This is a genomic window from Helicobacter marmotae, assembly GCF_003364255.1.
In the GTDB taxonomy this organism is placed as follows: Bacteria; Campylobacterota; Campylobacteria; order Campylobacterales; family Helicobacteraceae; genus Helicobacter_C; species Helicobacter_C marmotae.
Genome location: NZ_NXLR01000005.1, coordinates 26,523 through 46,326 on the forward strand (window position 1 = coordinate 26,523; position 19,804 = coordinate 46,326).

A 19,804-nucleotide genomic window follows, 5' to 3' on the forward strand; every position below is an offset into this window, starting at 1 on the left:
CCTTATATTGCCATAAATTTGTTTTCTTTGATTTTTGCTGCTCTCTCTTGTGATTCTTTGCTAACTTTTGCAAATTTAAATTCCTCTTTATCAGCAACAAAAATAGCAAAATCCGGACAATGCAACTCACATTCTCTGCAGCCTATACAGCTTTCTGGATGCACTACAGATATGATTTTGCCTAAGATTCTATGCTCATCTTTTATCATGCCTAAAACGCCACTTGGACAAAGCGATACGCATACATCACAACCCTTGCAACGTTTCTCATCAACCCATACTGGTACATTTTCTGGTGCTTTTTTAATTCCCATTTCCCTTCCTTTCTTGTCTTAAATTGAATTATCTTAGATTCTATCTTTTAACAATCCGTTATTTCTGAGAATCTCGACTTGTTTTTGGATACCTTGTGCGGAGATAATTAACATTTCCCGCTCTTGCTCATTTAATGCTAGTTCTATGATATGTTCTACTCCTTTTTTGCCAAGTTTGATAGGAAGACCAATATAGAGACCTTCTATATTGTACTCACCCTCTGCATATACGCTACATACAATCGCATTGTCATTTGGATTGATAATTTGCTCAAGCATTTTAATAACCCCGCTTGCAGGGGCGAAATACGCACTTCCTTGCTGGTAGTAATGGACGATTTTTGCTCCGCCCTCTTTGGTTTCCTTAATGAGTGCCTCTTGTGTTTTGCTATCAAAAATCTCTACAAAGCTTTTCTCATCACATGAGCAATACCGCAATAAAGGCAGCATATTATCGCCATGTGCGCCTAGGACATAAGAGCGGATATGCTTTGTAAAGTCATTTAAAATATGCTTGCCCTCATAGGCTAATCTTGCTCCATCAAGTACGCCTGCCATACCTATAACGCGATGTTTCTCAAAGCCACTCCATTGCTTTACTACAAGGCACATTACATCAAGTGGATTTGATACAACAATCACAATCGCATTTGGAGAAAATTGGGCGATATTTTGTGCGATTTCTTTTACAATTTGTGCGTTTTTAAGCAATAAATCATCGCGACTCATTTGTGGTGTGCGGGGGAATCCTGCCGTGATAATAACCACATCAGAGCCCCTTAGCTCTTCATATGATTGGCAACCTTTCACATGGATAGGATAGTCAAATATCGCTACGGCTTGGGATATGTCTAGCCCTATACCTTTGCAACGAGATGTATCTATGCTAAAAAGGAGAAATTCTCGTGCAATTTGTCGCATCGCACCTAAAAATGCAATATGCGAACCTACATTGCCAGACCCTCCTATGATAGCAACCTTATTAAACATCTTTTCCTTCCTTGAGAGAGATTTAACCCAAAAACCTGAATAGCAATAAAAAGTTAAATAAAAATTTAACTTGTAACTATGAAATATTTTAACTTAAAACTAGTTTAAAATCAGAAATGACTGCGATGTTCTTCATAGGTTTTGCTAAATTTATGCGCACCTGTCGCTTTATCCCGCACGAAATAAAGATAAGGCACTTCTGCGGGAGAAAAGACAGATTCTATAGCTTGCACGCTCACGCTTCCAGCGGGATAAGGGGGCACGCCCTTGTATTTATAGGTATTATATGGGCTTGTGTCATTGCGAATACGTTCGGGCGTTACCTTGCTATGTGAGTATTCTCCATAGTTTAATGAACCATCCATTTGTAAGGGCATATTTTGTTTTAAGCGATTAAAGATTACAGCAGCAATAATGGGCATTTCATCATTGTTTGCCGCCTCTTTTTGCACCACAGAGGCAATGGCTATATGTTTAAACCATTCTTTTTCATCATAACTCCCAACAAGCCTTGTAGCATACTCTTTATGACGTTTTATGGAAAGCCCATAGAGAAGGCTCATCATTTCATCTTCATTAATGCCTAAGGGGAGCTGATAGGTATCAGGGAATATCACTCCATCGGGGTAGGGGAAGTATTTATCATATGCACTTTGCAAGGCAATAGGCGAGAGTGAAAAGCTCTGGGCTAAAATGCGGATAAAGTAATACATTGTTTCACCCGGAATGAGTGTAACCTCTTTGGTGGCGGCTTTTGAGCTAACTAGAGCCTTAAAGAATGCCCCCCGAGGCAAGATTTCAGATTTTACATCGATAAATCCGCTTTGTGGCTGCCCTAAAAGGCGGATAAAAAGTATATCAAGCTTATTGAAATGCCCTCCATTATCGTTTAAGTATGTTATAATCTTGCTTAGCGAGCCTTGGGGCAGACTCAGTATGCGTTCAGTTTGTATGGGTTGAAGCAAATAAAACAAAATGGTTACCATAATGATCAAAATCAAATCCAAAAATATTGCAAATATTGTCATTTTTTTAGGCATTATGCTTACACTTTCGATTATGGGATACAAGATTCTCTCCAATGGCATTTATAGTCCCTCTATTAGCCTTGGGAAGATTCATATACAAGGATTTTATCTTAGATTAAATAACAAGTTTATCTTAAATATCGATGAGCTTGATTTATCTAAATTCCAATCGACACAAAAGACAGAGAAAGATTTACAAGAGGATTCTATAAAGCCCGATGAGATATTAGGGTGGATAAAGAAGTTTCTTTTTGTGATTTCATATTTTGAGAATCTCAATATCAATAATATTGTGCTAAATGACCACTTAAAGCGGAGTGTGCAATATGATGGCATAGAATACAAAATTAATCTCCCAGATCTTATAGCAAAGTTTGCCATAGAGGAGGGCAATAAAGTTACACAACTTCAAATTACCCAGCTTGAAATACTCTCTCTTGGCATACAAGTTCAAGGGAATCTCTCATATCAGGGGCTAAAGAAGACTTTGGAGGCTGATGTCGCTCTTACTCCTAAAGAAATACCCGATGAGCACGAAACGCCTACATTTTATATACGTGCCATCACGGATTTTTATAAAATTGACCTAGAAGCCTCCACATCGCGCTTGTATAATCTTGAAAGTATCAAGCCCTTTATCCTTAAGCTTAAAAACCAGACATTAAATGATTGGCTCTTTAAAAATGTGCAATATGAAGTCTTAAAGCTGCATGCCTTGAGGTTTCAAACCACGCTTGATAAGCACTTTTTGACAAAATTAGAAAAAACCCTTGAACTTGATTTGGCTATAGAATCTCCTAAAATCTATCTTGATTCACATATTCAGCCTATTGAGGCTAGGCGTATTGTTACATATATGCACAATGGAAGTTTGCATTTTGTGCCAAAAGAACCCTCCTTTGAGCAGATAAAACTTGATGGCTCAGAAGTGATACTGAGCAATATTTTTACCCAACCTCTTGGCGTAAGAGTTTCTATTAACTCTCAAAATGCCATTCTTAACGACAAACTAAGCGAGCTACTCGCACTCTACCATGTGAATCTCCCCTTAAGAAGCCCACATTCTAAAGCGCAAGTAAAGCTTGATATTGACATACAAACTAAAAATGAACATACAGATATAAGGCTAAATGGCAATATACGATCAGCAGAAATGACCTTGAGTATGGGAAATCAATCGCTTTTATTGCAGCATTTAGATTTGCGATTTGTGCATACAGATACAAAAGCCCATATAGAGATAGCTAACACAAAGCTTGATTATGCCCAAAGCATACAAGGCACCCTTAATGCTTTATGGAATCTCCAAGATGCCTCATTGCATGGGGATTTGCTGATTGATAAGTTTGCCCTTAATGCCTCTGCATTTTCCCAAAATGCAAAAGCCCCTAGCATTCCAGAGGGGAGCGATGAGCTGACAAAACGTATTATTGAGGCTATTTATGAAGATTCTCAAAAAGGTATGAGTGAGGATATTATTCATATCGATACCAATACGCTTAAAAAGATCGCTATTGTGGGAGATTTAGGAGAGAGCAAAACGATAGCGTTGCCTGATTTTGGCTTGTATATGTATATAGGGGAGGAGAGTGTGTTTGAGCTCAAAGATATTGCAAAGCTTTATGCCTACTCTCCGCTTTTGCAATATTTTGATATACCCAGTGGCTATGCCAAAATCCACACTAAAGACTTTGAAACATTCACACTGGATGGAGAAGTGGATAATCTCAACTACCCTCTTTATGATAAGAACTCTCAAAAACTCAGCCACTATAAGCTTTTAGGGACGATGAATGCAAAGGGTATTTATATTGGCTCAAATGATAAAAAGTTTTTATTTGTCAAAGAGGGGAATGTTATAAAGGTTATCATTAATGACTATAACTTGCGTATAGATGAGGTGTTTTCAAGCCCTATCCCACTCCTTGCTCAAATTAATAAAGATAATGAAACCAAAGAAACACTAAATGCCGCTCAAAGGCAAGAGCTAGAGGCATTTCTCCGCGCGAAGCAATCCTATGAACGTCGCAATAATATTTCACCTCATATTACTTATATAGAGGCAGCAAATATGGATTTTTATTTAAATGAATATGTGATTCCATCTGATTTTGCCTCAATGTCTATACGCGATGGTATTATACGCGCAGATGTTACCTATGGCAATGGAGTGGCAAACGTCGATATGGCGTATTCTCGTGCGAATTTGCGCTTAAGTAATTTTAGCGATAAGTTTCTCAATCGTGTATGGCAGAGAGATATTTTTAATGGAGGGCTTTTTAATTTTAAAGGATTCTATGATAGCGGGGCATTGCAAGGGGAAATTAGTGTGCAAAATACCATTTACAAGGATTTAGCCATTGTGCAAAATATTTTAGCCCTTATTGATACAATTCCTGCTTTGCTTACTTTCCGTAAGCCGGGGCTTGGGGCAAATGGCTATGAAGTCAAAAGTGGAAAGATAGATTTTGTGATTAATGATGAATTTTTAGTGCTTGAGAATATTCATTTAATTGGTAGCTCTATTGATGTGGAGGGTGGAGGGCTAGTGAATCTTAAAGATAAAGGGCTTGATGTTATCCTTAGGGCTTCTACATTAAAAACATTGACAGATGTAATCAGCAAGATTCCGCTTATTAATTATGTGATTTTGGGAGATGATGGGAAATTTACTACAGGTATTGTGATGAAAGGGACATTAGATGAGCCAAAAAGTGAGATAAGCGTAGCAGAAGATATTTTGCTTAGCCCATTTGAAATGGTGGGGAGAATCTTAAAACCTGTAGATAAGCTTTTAAGCGGCTTATCAGAAGCACTTGAATCAAGTGTAGAAAATCTCCCCACCACCCCAGCACAAACGCATACACAAAATGAAAATCAAGCAAATGATACCCCTAAGGCAGAGCAAGAGCAGCAAATAGAGCAGAGAGAGCAAGAGAAACAAGAGGAGCAAAAAGATAAAAAAGAAGAACAAGGAGGGGAGTCAAGAGAAGAGTTAGAGGAAGAAGAAGATTCTATTAATGAGCCTAATCTCCCGCAAGAAGAAGATTATATAGAGCAAGAGAGTATAGAAGAATATAACACAGAGGAAGAGGAGCAGGAGGATAAAGCACAGGAGTAGCCCCCAGCATAGCTTAGCTAGGGCGATGATAGGAGAGTTGTGTTATTTTATTTTGATACAATCTCTCACTTTATTTTGACATAAGGATTAGTAATGACACTCCATGAATGCGCGTTGGGAGCGAGGTGCAGGATTGTGCGCTGTGAGGCACAAGATGAGGCATTGAGGGATAGATTTATATCATTTGGTATTGTAAAAGATAGGGTATGTGAGGTTGTGAGTCATTCTATTAAACATTTGGCTGTAGCGATACTCATTAATGGCACGCAAGTGGCTTTAAGGGACAATGAGGCAAAGATGATTATAGTTGAGCCACTCTTAGATGAGTGAGTGGGTAGGCAATGGCAGAGCAAAAGCGTGCATTTAAAAAATGCAAGAAAAAGGACATTCCTGTTATTAAGGCTTTATTTTTAGAGCAATATGCCCACGCCAAGACAGAGCTTATTTACCATAATCTTTATGAACTACTCGTGTGCGTTATGCTCTCAGCCCAATGCACAGATAGACGTGTGAATATTGTTACACCTGCACTTTTTAAGGCATACCCTGATGTAGCAAGCCTAGCAGCTGCAAATGAAGATGATATAAAAGAGCTTATTAAATCTGTTTCATTTTTTAATAATAAGGCAAAGCATTTAAAGGCAATGGCAAATCAAGTAATGAATGAGTTTTGCGGGAGCATTCCTACTACACAAGAGGAGCTAAAAACACTCGCAGGTGTTGGGCAAAAGACTGCCAATGTGGTGCTCATAGAATTTTTAGAGCAAAATTATATGGCAGTAGATACGCATGTGTTTAGAGTTTCTCATCGTTTAGGTTTAAGCGGGGCTAAAAGTGCCAAGCAGACGGAAAAAGAGCTTACTGATATATTTAAAACACAGCTTGATACACTTCATCAGGCTTTTGTGCTCTTTGGTCGCTATACATGCAAGGCACTTAAACCTCTGTGTAAGGAATGCTTTGTAAGTGCATTTTGTCAAAATAAGTGCAACTTCAAGCCCGCTTGAATTAAATATAGTATAATGATATTTATTTTGCAAAATAAAGGTGGTTAGCAATGGATATTATTCATAATAGTTTTTTTGATGTGGTAAAAAACAGCATAAATGAAATCCCTAGCGATTCTATAATGCCGCTTAAAAGGGGGTATTTGAGCAAGATTAGTATGATAGGCACGCATAATGATGTGTTTTTGTGCTTTAATAAGGCGTTTTTACGCATTTTCTGCCTTGAGTTTTTAGATGATAGTAATCCCAGCGAGCAAGCACTTGAAGATATGGCGCGGGAACTTGCTAATTTGGTCGTGGGGAGGGCAAAGGTAATGACAGAAGAGCTTGGGAAAAAATTTAATATTTCTACACCTGAGTATTTGGGGCATCGTTTGATTAAAAATTATGATCATGGATTGCATTTCCGCTTAAAATCAGGACGTTGCAGTATTTATATGCGGCGTGTGTATTAAGGAGTATTCAAGGATAAATGTAAGGAGTTGTAATGACTGGTGAGAGTATTTTAGATAAACAACGTATCCATTCAGCCAAAGATATAGAGCTTGCTACTTATCTTGAAGATATGATGAAGAACTACACTGGGCTTTTAGATATGGAAGTTATTTTTAATGCTGAACTTGGTAATACAAAAATCCCCTTAGGAGAGATTTTACGTTTTGAGAAAGGCTCTATTATCGATCTTGGTAAGCCCGCAGGAGAGAGCGTTGAGATTTTTATTAATGGACGTGTGATTGGCAAGGGGGAGGTTATGGTATATGAACGTAATCTTGCTATTCGTATTAATGAAATACTTGATTCTAATGCGATTGTGTATTACCTCACACGTGAAAGATAGGTAATGAATTTGCATGAAAAGGTGTATTTTATGCTTATATCTGCTCGTTTGTTCGCTTTATGCGGATACAAAGGGCATTGATATAGAGCTAAGAGAGAGGAGTGATGTTTTAGAAATACTCCTTAAGTTTGAAAACACTTATGACAAACCCCCCTATCTTACAAAGCAAGATGCCTACAAAGGCGTTATTTTCCCTGATTTACAGATGAGGGCATATAACAAGCAGTTTAAGAATTTTTTTATCAATGAAGTGCAGATTTTTAATATCCAAAACAATCTCTATGTGCTAGGAGTAGGCGATACGCAAAATATTGATGTATCTGTAAGTAAGGCGCCATATGCGATTAAAGTTACTTTTCAAAAGGCAACTCCAATACCAAATGAGCTTGATACGCTTTTATCCACTGCCTATTCGCCAAAGCTCCCAGATGTGAGTATGCAGCCTAAAGCTACTCCATTGCAAAATGAGATTTTTAACTCACCGCTTTCTTTTAAAGATGATATGGGGATTGATACATGGCGGTATATAGCTGTGCTTGTGGTAATGGCGCTTCTTGTGCTTATATTATGGGTGGTGAAAAGATATGTTGTGCATAAAAAGCAGTTTAGGGATTATTTTACTTCAATGGCGCAAAAAAGCGAGGTGTTTAATCCTACAAAAATTGAAGTTATTGCACAAAAAGTCCTTGATAGCAAACATAAGATTCTGACTTTAGAATCAAATGGCTATCGGTATTTAATACTCATTGGTGCTACAAGCACGACACTTATTGACCGCTATCCTATCCCTCAAAATATCACCAAAGAAGAGCAATCACTCTTTAATGATCAATTTGCAAAGCTCTTAGAGCAAAAGCAAGAGCGACTCTCCAAATATCTCCACAATAACCACAATAGCAAAGAATGAAACCCACTTCCCTCCCATTTCACTCATATTTGCCCTTATGGCTATTGCTTTCATTGTGCATCCATCTGCTCGTGTGTATCGTACTTTTTGTCCGCTTTGATTCTATGCAGTTTAAAAAAGGGACTTCAACTAACCCCTATATGAAAGTAGCGGGATTTCAGATTCTAGATGGCAATGGAGATATGCAAGCTGGAGGGGAGCAAGCTTCTAAGCCTAGCACTTCTGCTGCTAAAATGCAGGCAAATAAAGAGGCGAGAGAGAACTTTGATTTAAGCTCTTTGTCTCTTTATGAGGGCAAAGCAGCAGCAAATGGTTTAAATGGAGATTCCCAATCTCCAAGCCATTTGAAAGCTTTGGCTAAATTTCCTCGTGTAGATAGCATTGCAAGAAGAGATATTGAAGAGCTTTATGGAGAAGAGTTTGGGGATTATGGTCTAGCAGAGCAGGAGTTTTTAGTCAATAATCTAAGGGATATTGGGCGTATTACAAAACGTTATTTGCAATACCCTCCAAGCGCTGCCCGATTGGGGCAAGAGGGGGTGAGTGCAGTGGAGTTTTATCTCCACCCCAATGGCGACATTAGTGGTTTGAAAATCATTCTTTCATCACAATATTTGCTTTTAGACCGCAATAGTGAGCGCACTATTGAAATCGCTTACAAAGACTATCCGCACCCAAGCACAAAGACAAAAATACGCATTTTTGTGAGCTATGGATTGTATTATTATGGATATTAAGGCTTATGCACACCCCCTAACTTTATGCTATCAATTTTGTAAAAGGCAATTCACTCTCTAAGTCTCCCATATCGGGCTTATATTCAAAGGAAGTTAGTTTGTCATATCTCTAGTCTTGTGATAGTTGGGCTCTCTATTAGAATCGCCAGCGACTTTTGCTCCTCTTGTCATCACGAACCACTGATAAGGGGTGAAGAATCTCTGTGGGAACTAGTGATTCTTGTGAAGATTTTTCGCACTAAGATATAATAAAGTTTCTAAATCCCTTTGAGATTCTATAAAAAGCTTAAGATTCTAAGAAATCTTTTAGAATCTCCGCATAAAGCACAGGCTCAAAGGGCATAATCTCATATTGAGCAACATTATGCTGCGTGAAGGGATCATTTTTAGCAAAGCTTTTGGCTGCATTTTCATCTACAAATTTGCCAATAATAATGCCTCCGGTTTTAGGAATCCTTGGACCAGAAGCAAGTAGAAAGCCCGCCTCATAACCCTTTTTAAGATATGAGCGGTGCTCATTAAGATAAAGTGATACTTCCTCAAATGGTTTTGTGTAATGTACAAGGCATACAAAAAGCTGCATATTGTCTCCTTTATTGGGCTAGGGGTTGCTTATCTTTAGCATGGGCTTTAAAAATATCTTGTGATATTTTATAGCTACAAAATTTAGGTCCGCACATAGAGCAAAACTCAGCGTCTTTAAACACTTCTTGCGGGAGGGCTTCATCATGGTATTCTCTTGCTCTATCTGGGTCTAATGCAAGCTCAAATTGTCTATTCCAATCAAAATGATACCTCGCATCACTCATTTCATCATCTCTATCTCTTGCCCCAATGCGCCCTCGAGCTATATCAGCAGCATGTGCGGCGATCTTATAGGCTAAGATTCCTTCTCTTACATCTTTAGCATTAGGTAATCCTAAATGCTCCTTTGGTGTTACATAGCAGAGCATAGCCACGCCTTTCCATGCCGCTACACACGCACCAATGGCACTTGCGATATGGTCATAACCTGCAGCAATGTCTGTAACCAATGGTCCCAACACATAAAATGGCGCTTGATTGCAATATTGCTTTTGAAGCTCTACATTTCGCTCTATTTGATTAAGCGGGACATGCCCGGGTCCTTCAATCATTACTTGCACATCAGCCTCCCATGCCCTCTGTGCAAGTTCGCCTAAGACTTTAAGCTCTGCAAATTGCGCTTCATCGCTTGCATCAGCTAGGCAGCCCGGACGCAGTGAATCGCCCAAAGAGAGGGATACATCATATTTTTGGCAAATGTTTAGAATCTCATCAAAATGCTCATAGAATGGATTTTCTTTATGATAGTGCATCATATAGCTCGCCATAAGGCTTCCTCCACGAGAGACAATGCCCATTTTGCGCTTTGCGACAAAAGGCATATGCGATAGGAGAAAGCCACAATGGATAGTGAAATAGCTTACTCCCTGCTTGGCTTGCTTTTCAAGCACGGAGAGCATGGTGTCAATATCAAGCTTTAATACATCATTATTCACATCATGGAGAATCTGATACATAGGCACGGTGCCAATAGGCACACTTGAGGCTTGCACTATAGCTTCTCTAATCTTATCTAAATCCCCACCTGTGCTTAGATCCATAACGGTGTCTGCTCCATATTTGATTGAAGTTTTGAGTTTTTGCACTTCTTCATCAATGTCTTCTACGATTTGTGAAGAGCCGATATTGGCATTAATTTTTGTCCTTGTCGCTATGCCAATGCCCATAGGCTCAAGCTGAGTGTGGTTGATATTAGCGGGGATAATTAATCGCCCGCGTTTGATTTCATCACATATAAGACTAGGACTTAGGTTTTCAACATTGGCTACATACTCCATTTCTTGGGTGATAATGCCCTTTTTTGCATAATGGAGTTGTGTGCGAATGTTATCTTGTACTCTTTGTTGTACCCAGAGTGTTCTCATAAGGTCCCCCTTAGATTTAGGTTTTTAAATTTATTACGCTATCTAAACTTGCGTAATACACATAAAGTTATTGAATAAATTAAATAATTATGGGAATTTAGGTAACAAATTTAGCTTATTTTTTGGTTTTTAGTGTTAAAATGGAATGTAAAGTTTATTGAATCTATGTTTTAAGGAATGGGTTTAGAGCTATGGTAAGGCAGCTTGATATTACGCTTGTTATGCTAGCAGCAGGGAATTCTACGCGATTTTGCAAAGACTTTAAATGCAAAAAGCAATGGCTACGAGTAGATGATAAGCCTTTGTGGTATATAGCCACTTCTAATATTTTAAAACATTGCAGTGTGAAAAAGGTAATTCTTGTCGCTTCAAGGCAGGATTATACATATATGCGCAATAGCTTTGATTGGCAAATATGGGGGCGTGATGCTTTAGTAGTGTGCGGTGGGGACACACGTGCGCAGTCTTTAGCTAATGCTTTGGCACATGTGAGCACATCTTATGTGCTTGTAAGTGATGTGGCGCGCTGGAATGTCGCAGATAATGTCATAGAAAATATGATAGAGCTTGCGACAAGAGATAAAAATATAGATTGTGTAGTGCCATTTTTAAAGGTTGCAGATACGAGCTTTTATGAGGGGAAGTATCTTAATAGAGAATCTCTAAAGCTTATCCAAACGCCGCAGTTAAGCAAGATTGAGGTTATTAGGGAGGCATTGGGGCATGGAGATTTTAGCGATGAGAGCTCAGCTATCACTGCTATGGGTGGGAAAGTCGCTTTTGTCGAGGGCAGTCATTTAATGAATAAGCTGACATATTGGAGTGATTTATCTTTGCATATTGCGAGCTTGCGTGCTCCTTCTGCAAAGGTTTTTATTGGAAGTGGCATTGATGTGCATGAATTTGAAGATGGATTCAAATCTAATAAGCCTATGATACTTGGCGGCGTGCATATACCATCTAGCCTTGCTTTTAAAGCTCATAGCGATGGTGATGTAGCTTTACACGCACTTTGTGATGCGATTTTAGGGGCTATTGGCGGAGGCGATATAGGAGAGTGGTTCCCCGATGATGATATGGCGTATAAAAATGCAGATTCAAAAATACTCTTAAAACATATTTATGATTTTGCTCAAAGTGTGGGGTATGAGATTTTTAATGTGGATTTAAGCATTATGGCACAGACCCCTAAACTTACGCCTTATAAGGCAGCAATGCGCAAATGTATAGCGGAGATTCTTCACATACCGCAAGCTTATATTAATATAAAAGCCACTACGACAGAGGGTTTAGGATTTATAGGACGTAAAGAAGGTATATGCGTTCAAGCACATGTGAGTATGGGCTTTATCAATTGGCATAAGTTTGTTTTACAAGGAGGCAAATATGAAGAGAAACTACCATAAAGAGGATTGTGTATGAAAGTATTAATTATTGAAAATGAAATTTACTTGGCTCAAAGTATCGCAAATAAACTTAGCGACTCTCGTTTGGAATGCGTTATCGCCCACTCACTCAAAGAAGTGCAAAAAGACCATTATGATGTGATTTTGGCATCATTTGGCACGATTAATGAGGGCTACACAGAATTAAGTAAAACATACCCACAGGCAATTATTATTTTAATGATTGCTTATATCAATGATGATACCGTAATCAAGCCTTTGCGTAATGGTGTTACAGATTATATTGTTAAGCCATTTATTGTCGATGAGCTTATTCGCAAGATTACACATTATAAAACCTATAGAGAGATTAATGAAGAAATTCGATTCTATAGGGATTATTTTAATTTTATTGAACGTGAGCTGGGCACACCTGAACCATTTTTGTATAATCCACCTTTTGTGATTAAGACAAACACCCAACGAGGGGCGGATATTTATGCTATGCGATATGCAAGGGAAAAACATATTCATTTTCAATTTTATTCCCTTAAAGAAGACACATGGAAAAGTATCTTTCGCGTACCGCCTAAGAAAAATGAAGTGTATTACATTACCAATGTTGAAGAGCTAAAAAAAGGCGATAGAAAGGATTTTTTAGAGGCTATCTTAAAGTATAATGTGATTGCTTCTGTTGTCTCAAATGAAAAGATAGTGTTTCCGCAAGTGGTTGATATTTCTAATCAAACCACCACAATGGAGTTAGGCGGGGAGATTCTCTCTGTGAAAGAATATGAAAAAATCATCATTAGCAAATATGAAAGCCGCTATCCGGATATAGAATTAGCCAAAAAGCTTGGAATGAGCCGTAAAAGCCTCTGGGAAAAGCGCAAGAAGTATGGCATTATGCGCAAAAATAGAAATACACCACAGACATAAAATATATCCATAAATACATCTATGAAGAAACATAAACTAATTAAAGATTTGTTTTTGAGCCTTTTTTATACGGGGTATTCCCCTAAGGCTCCGGGGACTATGGGAAGTATCCTTGCTGTAATATTGGGGGCTCCTATCGTGTATTATTCGCAGGAGACTTTATTTTTACTTAGTGTTTTTGTAGCCCTTGTAGCCATTAAGCATATTGATTTATATGAGGAGCGTACACATACGCATGATGATAAAACTATAGTGATTGATGAGCTTATTGGCGTGTGGCTTGCTATGTCAATTATAGGGTTTGGCTGGATTGAGTGCCTTATAGCCTTTGTGCTGTTTCGAATCTTTGATATTTATAAACCCTCACTGATTGGCAAAATTGATAGAGAATGTAAGGGTGGATTAGGTGTCGTGGGTGATGATGCCCTTGCGGGTGTATTAGCGGGTATTGTGGGCGTATTATTGCTTATGGGTGTGGATAATTTTTTAGTTTTTAGTGGGTTGGAGGGAGAATAGAGTAATTTCTCGCTCGCTTCCTATGCGCATAGGTGGTCCCCAAAATCCGCTGCCTTGAGAGACATAGACTTTTGTTTGATGGGCGTTGTTTAGGGTATGGAGCCCTTTAATGTATGGTTGCTGCAAGAGCATAGCTAAAGAAAAGGGAAAAATCTGCCCCCCATGTGTATGCCCGCTTAATACTAAATCAACCTTATCATAGGGTGGTGCTTTGAGATAATCAATAATTTTAGGCTGATGAGCAAGTAAAATAGTGGGGAGTTGGGGATCAATCTGTGCAAATGTTTGGCTTATATCAGGCTCTAAATACCCCACACGCCAACCCATAAAATCAGCAATACCTGCAATATTAATTATATCTTTGAATGTATAGCTTTGGTTGATTAATACATGAAAGCCTAATGATTGGAGTTTATTGATAATGTTTTCTATATCGTGGAAATATTCGTGATTCCCAAGCACGTAGAAAATGCCATTATTTGCTTGCAGATGTTGCAATTCATCAATGCTTTTTTCTACATTTTTTAACTCCGCATCGACAATATCCCCTGTAAGAACAACCATATCTGCCTTTAGGGCATTTGTCATTTCTACTATTTGTTTAATTTTGCTCTCTTCCATAAGACCGCCGATATGCACATCGCTTAGCACGGCTATATTTAAGGCTGTGCTAAGCCCTTTGATTTCTAGGGTATGATGTATGATAGCAGGCTTTTTGGTGCCATTATAAGTGCCATAGCAGAGCATAAATACACTGATAAGAAAAATCCCCACTTTTGTCCTATGGCGCCAACGAGAGCGGGCAGATTTGGTAGGTAGAGTTATGATAATAAGCGAGCAGCATTGATAAAGAAAGGCAGCCATTGTGAATAAAAATGCAATGCCTAAGCAAAGTGAGAGCAAGAAATATATCACTTGTGGGACATTGGCGCTATCGCGTAAGAAGAGATAAGCCATGCAGTTTATGGCATTAATGCAAGTAAAGAGCTTCCATATAAAGCGCACAAAAGGCTTAGTAGAGAGGGATTTAAGCAGGGCTTTGTAAATGTAAATATGAAGAATAAGGAAAAGAAGAGAGCCCATAAAGGGAAAAATAGCATTTTGCATTTGAGCAAATTGTGGTATATCTTGCATATACATTCCTTTTTGGAGAGTGGTATCGATATAGATTTAAGAAAATTTGCTTTTAAAATGCTCTGAAATCTATATGTGAGGCAATATTGCTAGAAAATATCGACCCAAATAAGATTAAGGTGTGCTTACACCTTAATCTTGTCTTTGACACTTGCAACTATCGCATTAAAGGCATTTATGTCATTCATTGCCATATCTGCAAGAATTTTTCTATCAAGGTCGATATTGGCACATTTTAGGGCATACATAAAACGTGAATAACTTATGCCATTGATTTTACATGCGGCATTAATACGGGTAATCCATAGCTGTCTAAAATTGCGCTTTTTTTGCTTCCTATCGCGGAAAGCATAGTACATACTGCGCTCAAGTTGCTCCTTTGCTTTTCTAAAATGCTTGCGTCTGCCGCTATAAAAACCTCGTGCAAGCTTTAGAATCTTCTTGTGTCTTCTTCTTCTAACAACGCCTGTTTTTACTCTCATTGTTTCTCCTTTACCTATATGAGGTGTAAGCTATTGCTTCTCTTGCCCATTGCATTAATGGGGAGCTAGATTCTCTTAAGCCATGCAAAGCAGGCTTTTTATAGAATCAACATTTGTGCTATGAACATATTTTGGTGCATTAAGGTTTGCCTTACGTTTGGGTGATTTTTTGGTCAAAATATGGCTTTTGAACGCACTGCCACGTTTAATGGCATTTTTTTTCAACTTAAAACGTTTGGCTGCACCGCGATTTGTTTTCATCTTTGGCATTATTTTCTCCTTTCGTAAGATTAGTGTTTGTCTTTTTTCTTCTGCACATAAAGGACATTAAGGTATTTGCCCTCTAATTTGGGCTCCTTCTCTGCAGTGGCGATATTTTCAAGCATTGAGGCGACTTTATTAAGCGTATCCATACCTGCTTGGGGTATCGCAAGCTCTCGTTGTTTGAGAAAAACCTTAAAGCGGACATGCTTGCCAGATTCTAAAAACTCAATGGCATGCTTTACTTTATAATTGAGATCATTTTGGGCAATCTGCGTGGAGAGCTTGATTTCTTTGATTTCAATTTGCTTTTGCTTCTTGCGTGCTTCTTTTTGCTTTTTTTCTGCTTGATAGCGGAATTTACCATAATCCATAATTTTGCATACTGGTGGCTTGGCATTAGGCGAGATAAGCACTAAATCAAGCCCTGCTTTATTGGCAAGATGTAGTGCTTCTTGGGAAGAGATAATACCATACACCGTGCCATCATCGCCTATACAGCGAACTTCTTTAAAGTTTATTTCTTCATTCAGTAATGTTTCCTCTTTGCTCAAAAGCGAACCTCTCTTATTTTTGTTTGTAACATAGCGATAAACGCATCCTCTGGGAGTTCATATTGAGTTTTCTCCCTCCTGTCCCGTATAGAAAGCACCTGAGCTTGCACTTCTTTTGCACCAATGACAACAATGAGTGGCACATGTTGCTTTTCTGCGCTTCTCACTCTTTTACTTAGGCTTTCATTTTTATCAATAATTTCAGCATAAGCGCCACTTTGAGTGAGAATCTTATGACGCAAATTTTTTGCATATTCAAGCTCTGCATTACCAATAGGAATAAGAATCACCTGAGTTGGGGCAATAAAAAGCGGAAACTCACCGCTAAAATGCTCTGTAAGAATAGCCACAAAACGTTCAAATGAGCCAAGTAATGCACGATGAATCATAACGGGTTGTACTTGCTCATTATGCTCATTGGTGTAGCTAAGGTTAAAGCGTTCGGGGAGATTCATATCAATTTGAATCGTCCCGCATTGCCATTTTCTCCCAATAGCATCAGTAATTTTAATATCAATCTTTGGACCATAAAATGCCCCACCGCCCTCATCAATGCGATATGTAATTTGATTTTGTTCTAATGCCTTTTTCAGTGCGGCTGTAGCATTCTCCCATACTTTATCATCGCCGATAGACTTTTGCGGGCGGGTGGAAAGCTCCATTTCGTATGTAAAGCCAAAGGCTTGCATAATGCTTTTACAAAAGGTAATGATAGCATTTACTTCATCACCAATTTGCTCCGTAGTGCAAAAGATATGGGCGTCATCTTGGGTAAATTCGCGCACTCGAAGCAAACCATGCAATACGCCGCTTTTTTCATGGCGATGTACAACGCCATATTCATAAAATCGCAATGGCAAATCACGATAGCTCCTTAGCGCGCTTTGATATACTTTAATATGTCCTATGCAGTTCATGGGCTTTATGCCATATTCTACATTATCAATGCTAGTAAAGTACATATTTTCACCATAGTTAGCATAATGCCCGCTTGTCTTCCAAACAGCACTTTTGAGAATCTCAGGTCCCCTCACTGGCTCATATCCATGCTTTATAAGGGCAGATGTAAGGAGATTTTCAAGGTTTCTGCGTAATCTTGCCCCTTTAGGTAGCCAAATAGGCAAGCCTGCTCCAATTTCTTCATCAAAGCTAAAAAGCTCCATTTCTTTCCCAAGTTTGCGGTGGTCGCGCTTTTTTGCTTCTTCAAGTTGAAAGAGATAGGTTTTAAGAGATGCCTTATCTGCAAAAGCAATCCCATAGATACGCGTAAGCATTTGAGCGTTTTCATCACCGCCTAAATATGCCCCTGCAATTTTTGTTAGCTTGAAATGCTCTAAAAGCGCAGTATGGGGGAGATGAGGTCCTCTACATAAATCTTCAAAATCTCCTTGTTTGTAGATACTTAATTCTTTGGCTGGGATTTTGCTCATCACAGCCATTTTGAGTTCATCTCCCTTAAATCTTTCTTCTACTTCAGAGCGGGGTAAAGTAGTCTTAATGATAGGGTAGGCATTTTTGGCAATCTCGTGCATAGCAGATTCTATACGAGGTAAATCCTCTTGACTCATTTTCGCATTGACTTTGAAGTCATAATAAAACCCCTCATCAACCACAGGTCCTACAAAGAATTGCGCTTCGGGATAAAGTGATTTAATAGCTTGAGCCATAAGGTGAGCGCAGGAATGGCGGATAATTTCTAGAGATTCATAAGAATTGTCAAAGTATATATTATCCCCCGTGATACCCAATTCTTTAGCGGTGCAGAGGTCATATATAGACTGATTATGCTTAATGCCTATTACTTCACTCATCATCACACTTTCATTATTTCTTCTTCTTTGTGCTTGACCATATCATCACATTTTTTGACAAATTCATCTGTGTATTTTTGAATCTCATCATGTGCTTTTTTGCTCTCATCTTCGGTAATGCTTTTATCTTTTTCGAGTTTTTTGATTTGATTATTAGAATCTTGGCGAATGTTGCGAATGGCGATTTTTGCCTTTTCTCCCATGGATTTTGCATTTTTGGCAATTTCTACGCGCTGCTCCTTGCTCATAGGAGGGAAGAAAAGCTTGATACACTCACTATCGCTATTGGGATTTACACCAATGTTTGCCTCTTGAATAGCTTTTTCAATATCCTTAAGAAGTGGCTTCTCCCATGGGGTAATAACCAACGTAGTTGCATCTTGGGCTATAACAGAGCCTATTTGATTAAGCGGAGTAGGCGAGCCATAATAATCTATGCGAATATTATCAAGGATATTTACATTCACTTTGCCACTGCGAAGTGTAGCAAAGTCTCTGCGAAGCGATTCTATGGTTTTATCCATATGAGATTTGGTATTTTTATAAATCTCTGCGAGCATATTTCTCCTTTATTTCACTTTGATTCTTGTGTGGGGGCAAGTAATGGCGCCGATGGTGCGGCGTTTTCATCAACTATAAATGCCTCTGCATTACTTTTTTCTTGCGAAGTTGGTGCGGAGGGAATATTTGATAGGGTATCAACTACGCTTTTTTCACTCGCTTTATTATAGCTATAGCCTAAGGCAATGGTATTTAGCATAAAAAGCAAACCTAAAAGCATGGTAAATTTCGCTAAAAACCCAGCAGGACCTCTTGCGCCAAATACAGATTCATTGCTTCCACTATACGCACCTAGCCCAATGCTTGAGCTCTTTTGCAAAAGTACGACAATAGTAATAAGCACGGCTAAAATGATTTGAATAATAAACAAGGCAGTTGTCATTAGCTCTCCACGCTATTAGATTTACATTAAACAAGCACGCGATTATAACAAAGAATTCTTATAGTAACTTGATATGCCTATGTCTAAGCGTTGATTTAAGGGCGGGGATATAAAATTGCATTTGTGATTTTTAAGTGCGAGTCTTGGGTGAGGCTTCATTGAAGGATTGTGTATGGAGAATAAGTTATATAAGTTTGGGCTTAAAGTGATAGGAATCGCCCTTGTGGTGTGTATTGTAGTGCTTGCTTTATGGGGTGCTATTTATAGTGTGCTAAAAAACGAGGCTAAGGATAAAATTTATGTTGCACAAATGCTTCTTCAGTCTGAAATGCCTAGAGAATGCCAAGATAGTAGCGCTTGTGATGAGGGTCTATATATGTATGATGTGAAATTTATATTTGATTCTCATATTTTCCGTCCGCATAAGCATCTCGCCCACATTACTCTTATAAAGCCTTATTGGGATAGGCATATCAAAGCCCTAGAGGGTGCCGCATATCATTATAGCCATGGCAATCATCTTAAACTTAGCACAAGAGATAAGTTAGCACAAGTAGGAGAGATTATAGGGAGTGTGGAATATCGTGTGGATTATCTTTTTGCCCCATTAGCATATAAGATTATCAAATATGCCGCTTTTGGTATTTTTGGAGGAGTATGTGTATTAATCTTTGCTTTATTTAGCGCTAGAATACAAGCTTTTAATGAAGCCTATCCTCGCAATCAAACATTGTCTGCCCCCCCCCCCTCTTTGCTTAAAGCCGCTCTCTCTAAAGGAGAGAGCCTTTCTCATAATAAGTGGGACTTTTATTATAGCCCTTGGTATATTTCAATTTTGGCTGGGATTTCCGGGGTATCATATTATCGGGGATACTTATAATTCTATTT

Annotated in this window: 23 protein-coding genes; 11 read left to right on the top strand and 12 right to left on the bottom strand. The window is 38.6% G+C overall.

From position 1 onward, the window contains the following. Positions 1-2: 2 nt before the first annotated feature. The 3 genes from CQA63_RS03955 to mltG form a co-directional block, all read right to left on the bottom strand. A complete protein-coding gene (locus CQA63_RS03955; RefSeq protein ID WP_104699903.1) occupies positions 3-314 on the bottom strand; it encodes a 4Fe-4S binding protein in 312 nt (103 codons plus the stop codon). Positions 315-347: 33 nt separating this feature from the next. Then, positions 348-1,304, bottom strand: coding sequence for a malate dehydrogenase (locus CQA63_RS03960; protein WP_104699902.1), 957 nt, complete (start codon positions 1,302-1,304; stop codon positions 348-350). 110 nt (positions 1,305-1,414) lie between these two features. Continuing rightward, on the bottom strand, positions 1,415-2,344 hold the full coding sequence (mltG, locus tag CQA63_RS03965; protein WP_104699935.1) for an endolytic transglycosylase MltG: 930 nt from the start codon (positions 2,342-2,344) through the stop codon (positions 1,415-1,417). Between the two features lies 1 nt (position 2,345). Here mltG and CQA63_RS03970 point away from each other — a divergent pair, with 1 nt between their 5' ends. From CQA63_RS03970 to CQA63_RS04000, 7 genes are all read left to right on the top strand, one after another. Continuing rightward, positions 2,346-5,453, top strand: coding sequence for a DUF3971 domain-containing protein (locus CQA63_RS03970; RefSeq protein WP_244916269.1), 3,108 nt, complete (start codon positions 2,346-2,348; stop codon positions 5,451-5,453). A 93-nt stretch (positions 5,454-5,546) separates the two neighbouring features. Next, a complete protein-coding gene (locus CQA63_RS03975) occupies positions 5,547-5,783 on the top strand; it encodes a FeoA family protein (RefSeq protein WP_104699900.1) in 237 nt (78 codons plus the stop codon). 11 nt (positions 5,784-5,794) lie between these two features. Next, the gene (gene nth / locus CQA63_RS03980; protein ID WP_104699899.1) at positions 5,795-6,460 is read left to right on the top strand and encodes an endonuclease III; all 666 of its coding nucleotides are present in this window, start codon (positions 5,795-5,797) and stop codon (positions 6,458-6,460) included. Positions 6,461-6,510: 50 nt separating this feature from the next. Then, complete coding sequence (locus CQA63_RS03985; RefSeq protein ID WP_104699898.1) at positions 6,511-6,915, top strand: chemotaxis protein CheX; 405 nt, start codon at positions 6,511-6,513, stop codon at positions 6,913-6,915. Between the two features lie 32 nt (positions 6,916-6,947). Continuing rightward, positions 6,948-7,298 carry a flagellar motor switch protein FliN gene (fliN, locus tag CQA63_RS03990; protein WP_104699897.1) on the top strand — a complete coding sequence of 117 codons (351 nt, stop codon included), beginning with the start codon at positions 6,948-6,950 and terminating at the stop codon, positions 7,296-7,298. Between the two features lie 13 nt (positions 7,299-7,311). Beyond that, entirely contained in the window at positions 7,312-8,205 is an 894-nt protein-coding gene (locus tag CQA63_RS03995; protein ID WP_233706603.1) for a flagellar biosynthetic protein FliO, read from the top strand. Continuing rightward, positions 8,202-8,942, top strand: coding sequence for an energy transducer TonB (locus CQA63_RS04000; protein ID WP_104699896.1), 741 nt, complete (start codon positions 8,202-8,204; stop codon positions 8,940-8,942). Before CQA63_RS03995 ends, CQA63_RS04000 begins: the two co-directional genes overlap by 4 nt. A gap of 286 nt (positions 8,943-9,228) precedes the next feature. Here CQA63_RS04000 and CQA63_RS04005 read toward each other — a convergent pair whose 3' ends face one another. Next, positions 9,229-9,525, bottom strand: a complete 297-nt coding sequence (locus CQA63_RS04005; RefSeq protein WP_104699895.1) for a YciI family protein — start codon at positions 9,523-9,525, stop codon at positions 9,229-9,231. A 10-nt stretch (positions 9,526-9,535) separates the two neighbouring features. Next, entirely contained in the window at positions 9,536-10,891 is a 1,356-nt protein-coding gene (thiC, locus tag CQA63_RS04010; protein ID WP_104699894.1) for a phosphomethylpyrimidine synthase ThiC, read from the bottom strand. Between the two features lie 191 nt (positions 10,892-11,082). On the opposite strand from thiC, the gene CQA63_RS04015 reads away from it, so the two are divergent. Genes CQA63_RS04015 through CQA63_RS04025 form a run of 3 tightly spaced genes read left to right on the top strand, consistent with a single transcriptional unit; the run spans position 11,083 to position 13,731 of the window. Further along, positions 11,083-12,297, top strand: coding sequence for a bifunctional 2-C-methyl-D-erythritol 4-phosphate cytidylyltransferase/2-C-methyl-D-erythritol 2,4-cyclodiphosphate synthase (locus CQA63_RS04015; protein WP_104699893.1), 1,215 nt, complete (start codon positions 11,083-11,085; stop codon positions 12,295-12,297). 12 nt (positions 12,298-12,309) lie between these two features. Beyond that, positions 12,310-13,215, top strand: coding sequence for a response regulator (locus CQA63_RS04020; RefSeq protein WP_104699892.1), 906 nt, complete (start codon positions 12,310-12,312; stop codon positions 13,213-13,215). Between the two features lie 21 nt (positions 13,216-13,236). Beyond that, on the top strand, positions 13,237-13,731 hold the full coding sequence (locus CQA63_RS04025; RefSeq protein WP_104699891.1) for a phosphatidylglycerophosphatase A family protein: 495 nt from the start codon (positions 13,237-13,239) through the stop codon (positions 13,729-13,731). Here CQA63_RS04025 and CQA63_RS04030 read toward each other — a convergent pair. The 7 genes from CQA63_RS04030 to secG all read right to left on the bottom strand — a co-directional run bounded on the left by CQA63_RS04030 (position 13,702) and on the right by secG (position 18,916). Then, positions 13,702-14,865 carry a metallophosphoesterase gene (locus tag CQA63_RS04030; RefSeq protein WP_104699890.1) on the bottom strand — a complete coding sequence of 388 codons (1,164 nt, stop codon included), beginning with the start codon at positions 14,863-14,865 and terminating at the stop codon, positions 13,702-13,704. The genes CQA63_RS04025 and CQA63_RS04030 overlap by 30 nt on opposite strands. A gap of 125 nt (positions 14,866-14,990) precedes the next feature. Then, the gene (gene rplT / locus CQA63_RS04035; RefSeq protein WP_104699889.1) at positions 14,991-15,347 is read right to left on the bottom strand and encodes a 50S ribosomal protein L20; all 357 of its coding nucleotides are present in this window, start codon (positions 15,345-15,347) and stop codon (positions 14,991-14,993) included. Between the two features lie 75 nt (positions 15,348-15,422). Beyond that, the gene (gene rpmI, locus CQA63_RS04040) at positions 15,423-15,617 is read right to left on the bottom strand and encodes a 50S ribosomal protein L35 (RefSeq protein WP_104699888.1); all 195 of its coding nucleotides are present in this window, start codon (positions 15,615-15,617) and stop codon (positions 15,423-15,425) included. 20 nt (positions 15,618-15,637) lie between these two features. Next, positions 15,638-16,162 (bottom strand): translation initiation factor IF-3, encoded by a 525-nt coding sequence (infC, locus tag CQA63_RS04045; protein ID WP_104699887.1) that lies wholly within the window; start codon positions 16,160-16,162, stop codon positions 15,638-15,640. Continuing rightward, a complete protein-coding gene (gene thrS / locus CQA63_RS04050) occupies positions 16,159-17,973 on the bottom strand; it encodes a threonine--tRNA ligase (protein WP_104699886.1) in 1,815 nt (604 codons plus the stop codon). Before thrS ends, infC begins: the two co-directional genes overlap by 4 nt. Before the next feature lie 2 nt (positions 17,974-17,975). Next, positions 17,976-18,533 (bottom strand): ribosome recycling factor, encoded by a 558-nt coding sequence (gene frr / locus CQA63_RS04055; RefSeq protein ID WP_104699885.1) that lies wholly within the window; start codon positions 18,531-18,533, stop codon positions 17,976-17,978. Positions 18,534-18,547: 14 nt separating this feature from the next. Continuing rightward, entirely contained in the window at positions 18,548-18,916 is a 369-nt protein-coding gene (gene secG, locus CQA63_RS04060) for a preprotein translocase subunit SecG (RefSeq protein ID WP_104699884.1), read from the bottom strand. Positions 18,917-19,088: 172 nt separating this feature from the next. On the opposite strand from secG, the gene CQA63_RS10190 reads away from it, so the two are divergent. Next, positions 19,089-19,796 (top strand): hypothetical protein, encoded by a 708-nt coding sequence (locus CQA63_RS10190; RefSeq protein WP_244916270.1) that lies wholly within the window; start codon positions 19,089-19,091, stop codon positions 19,794-19,796. Positions 19,797-19,804 lie beyond the last annotated feature (8 nt).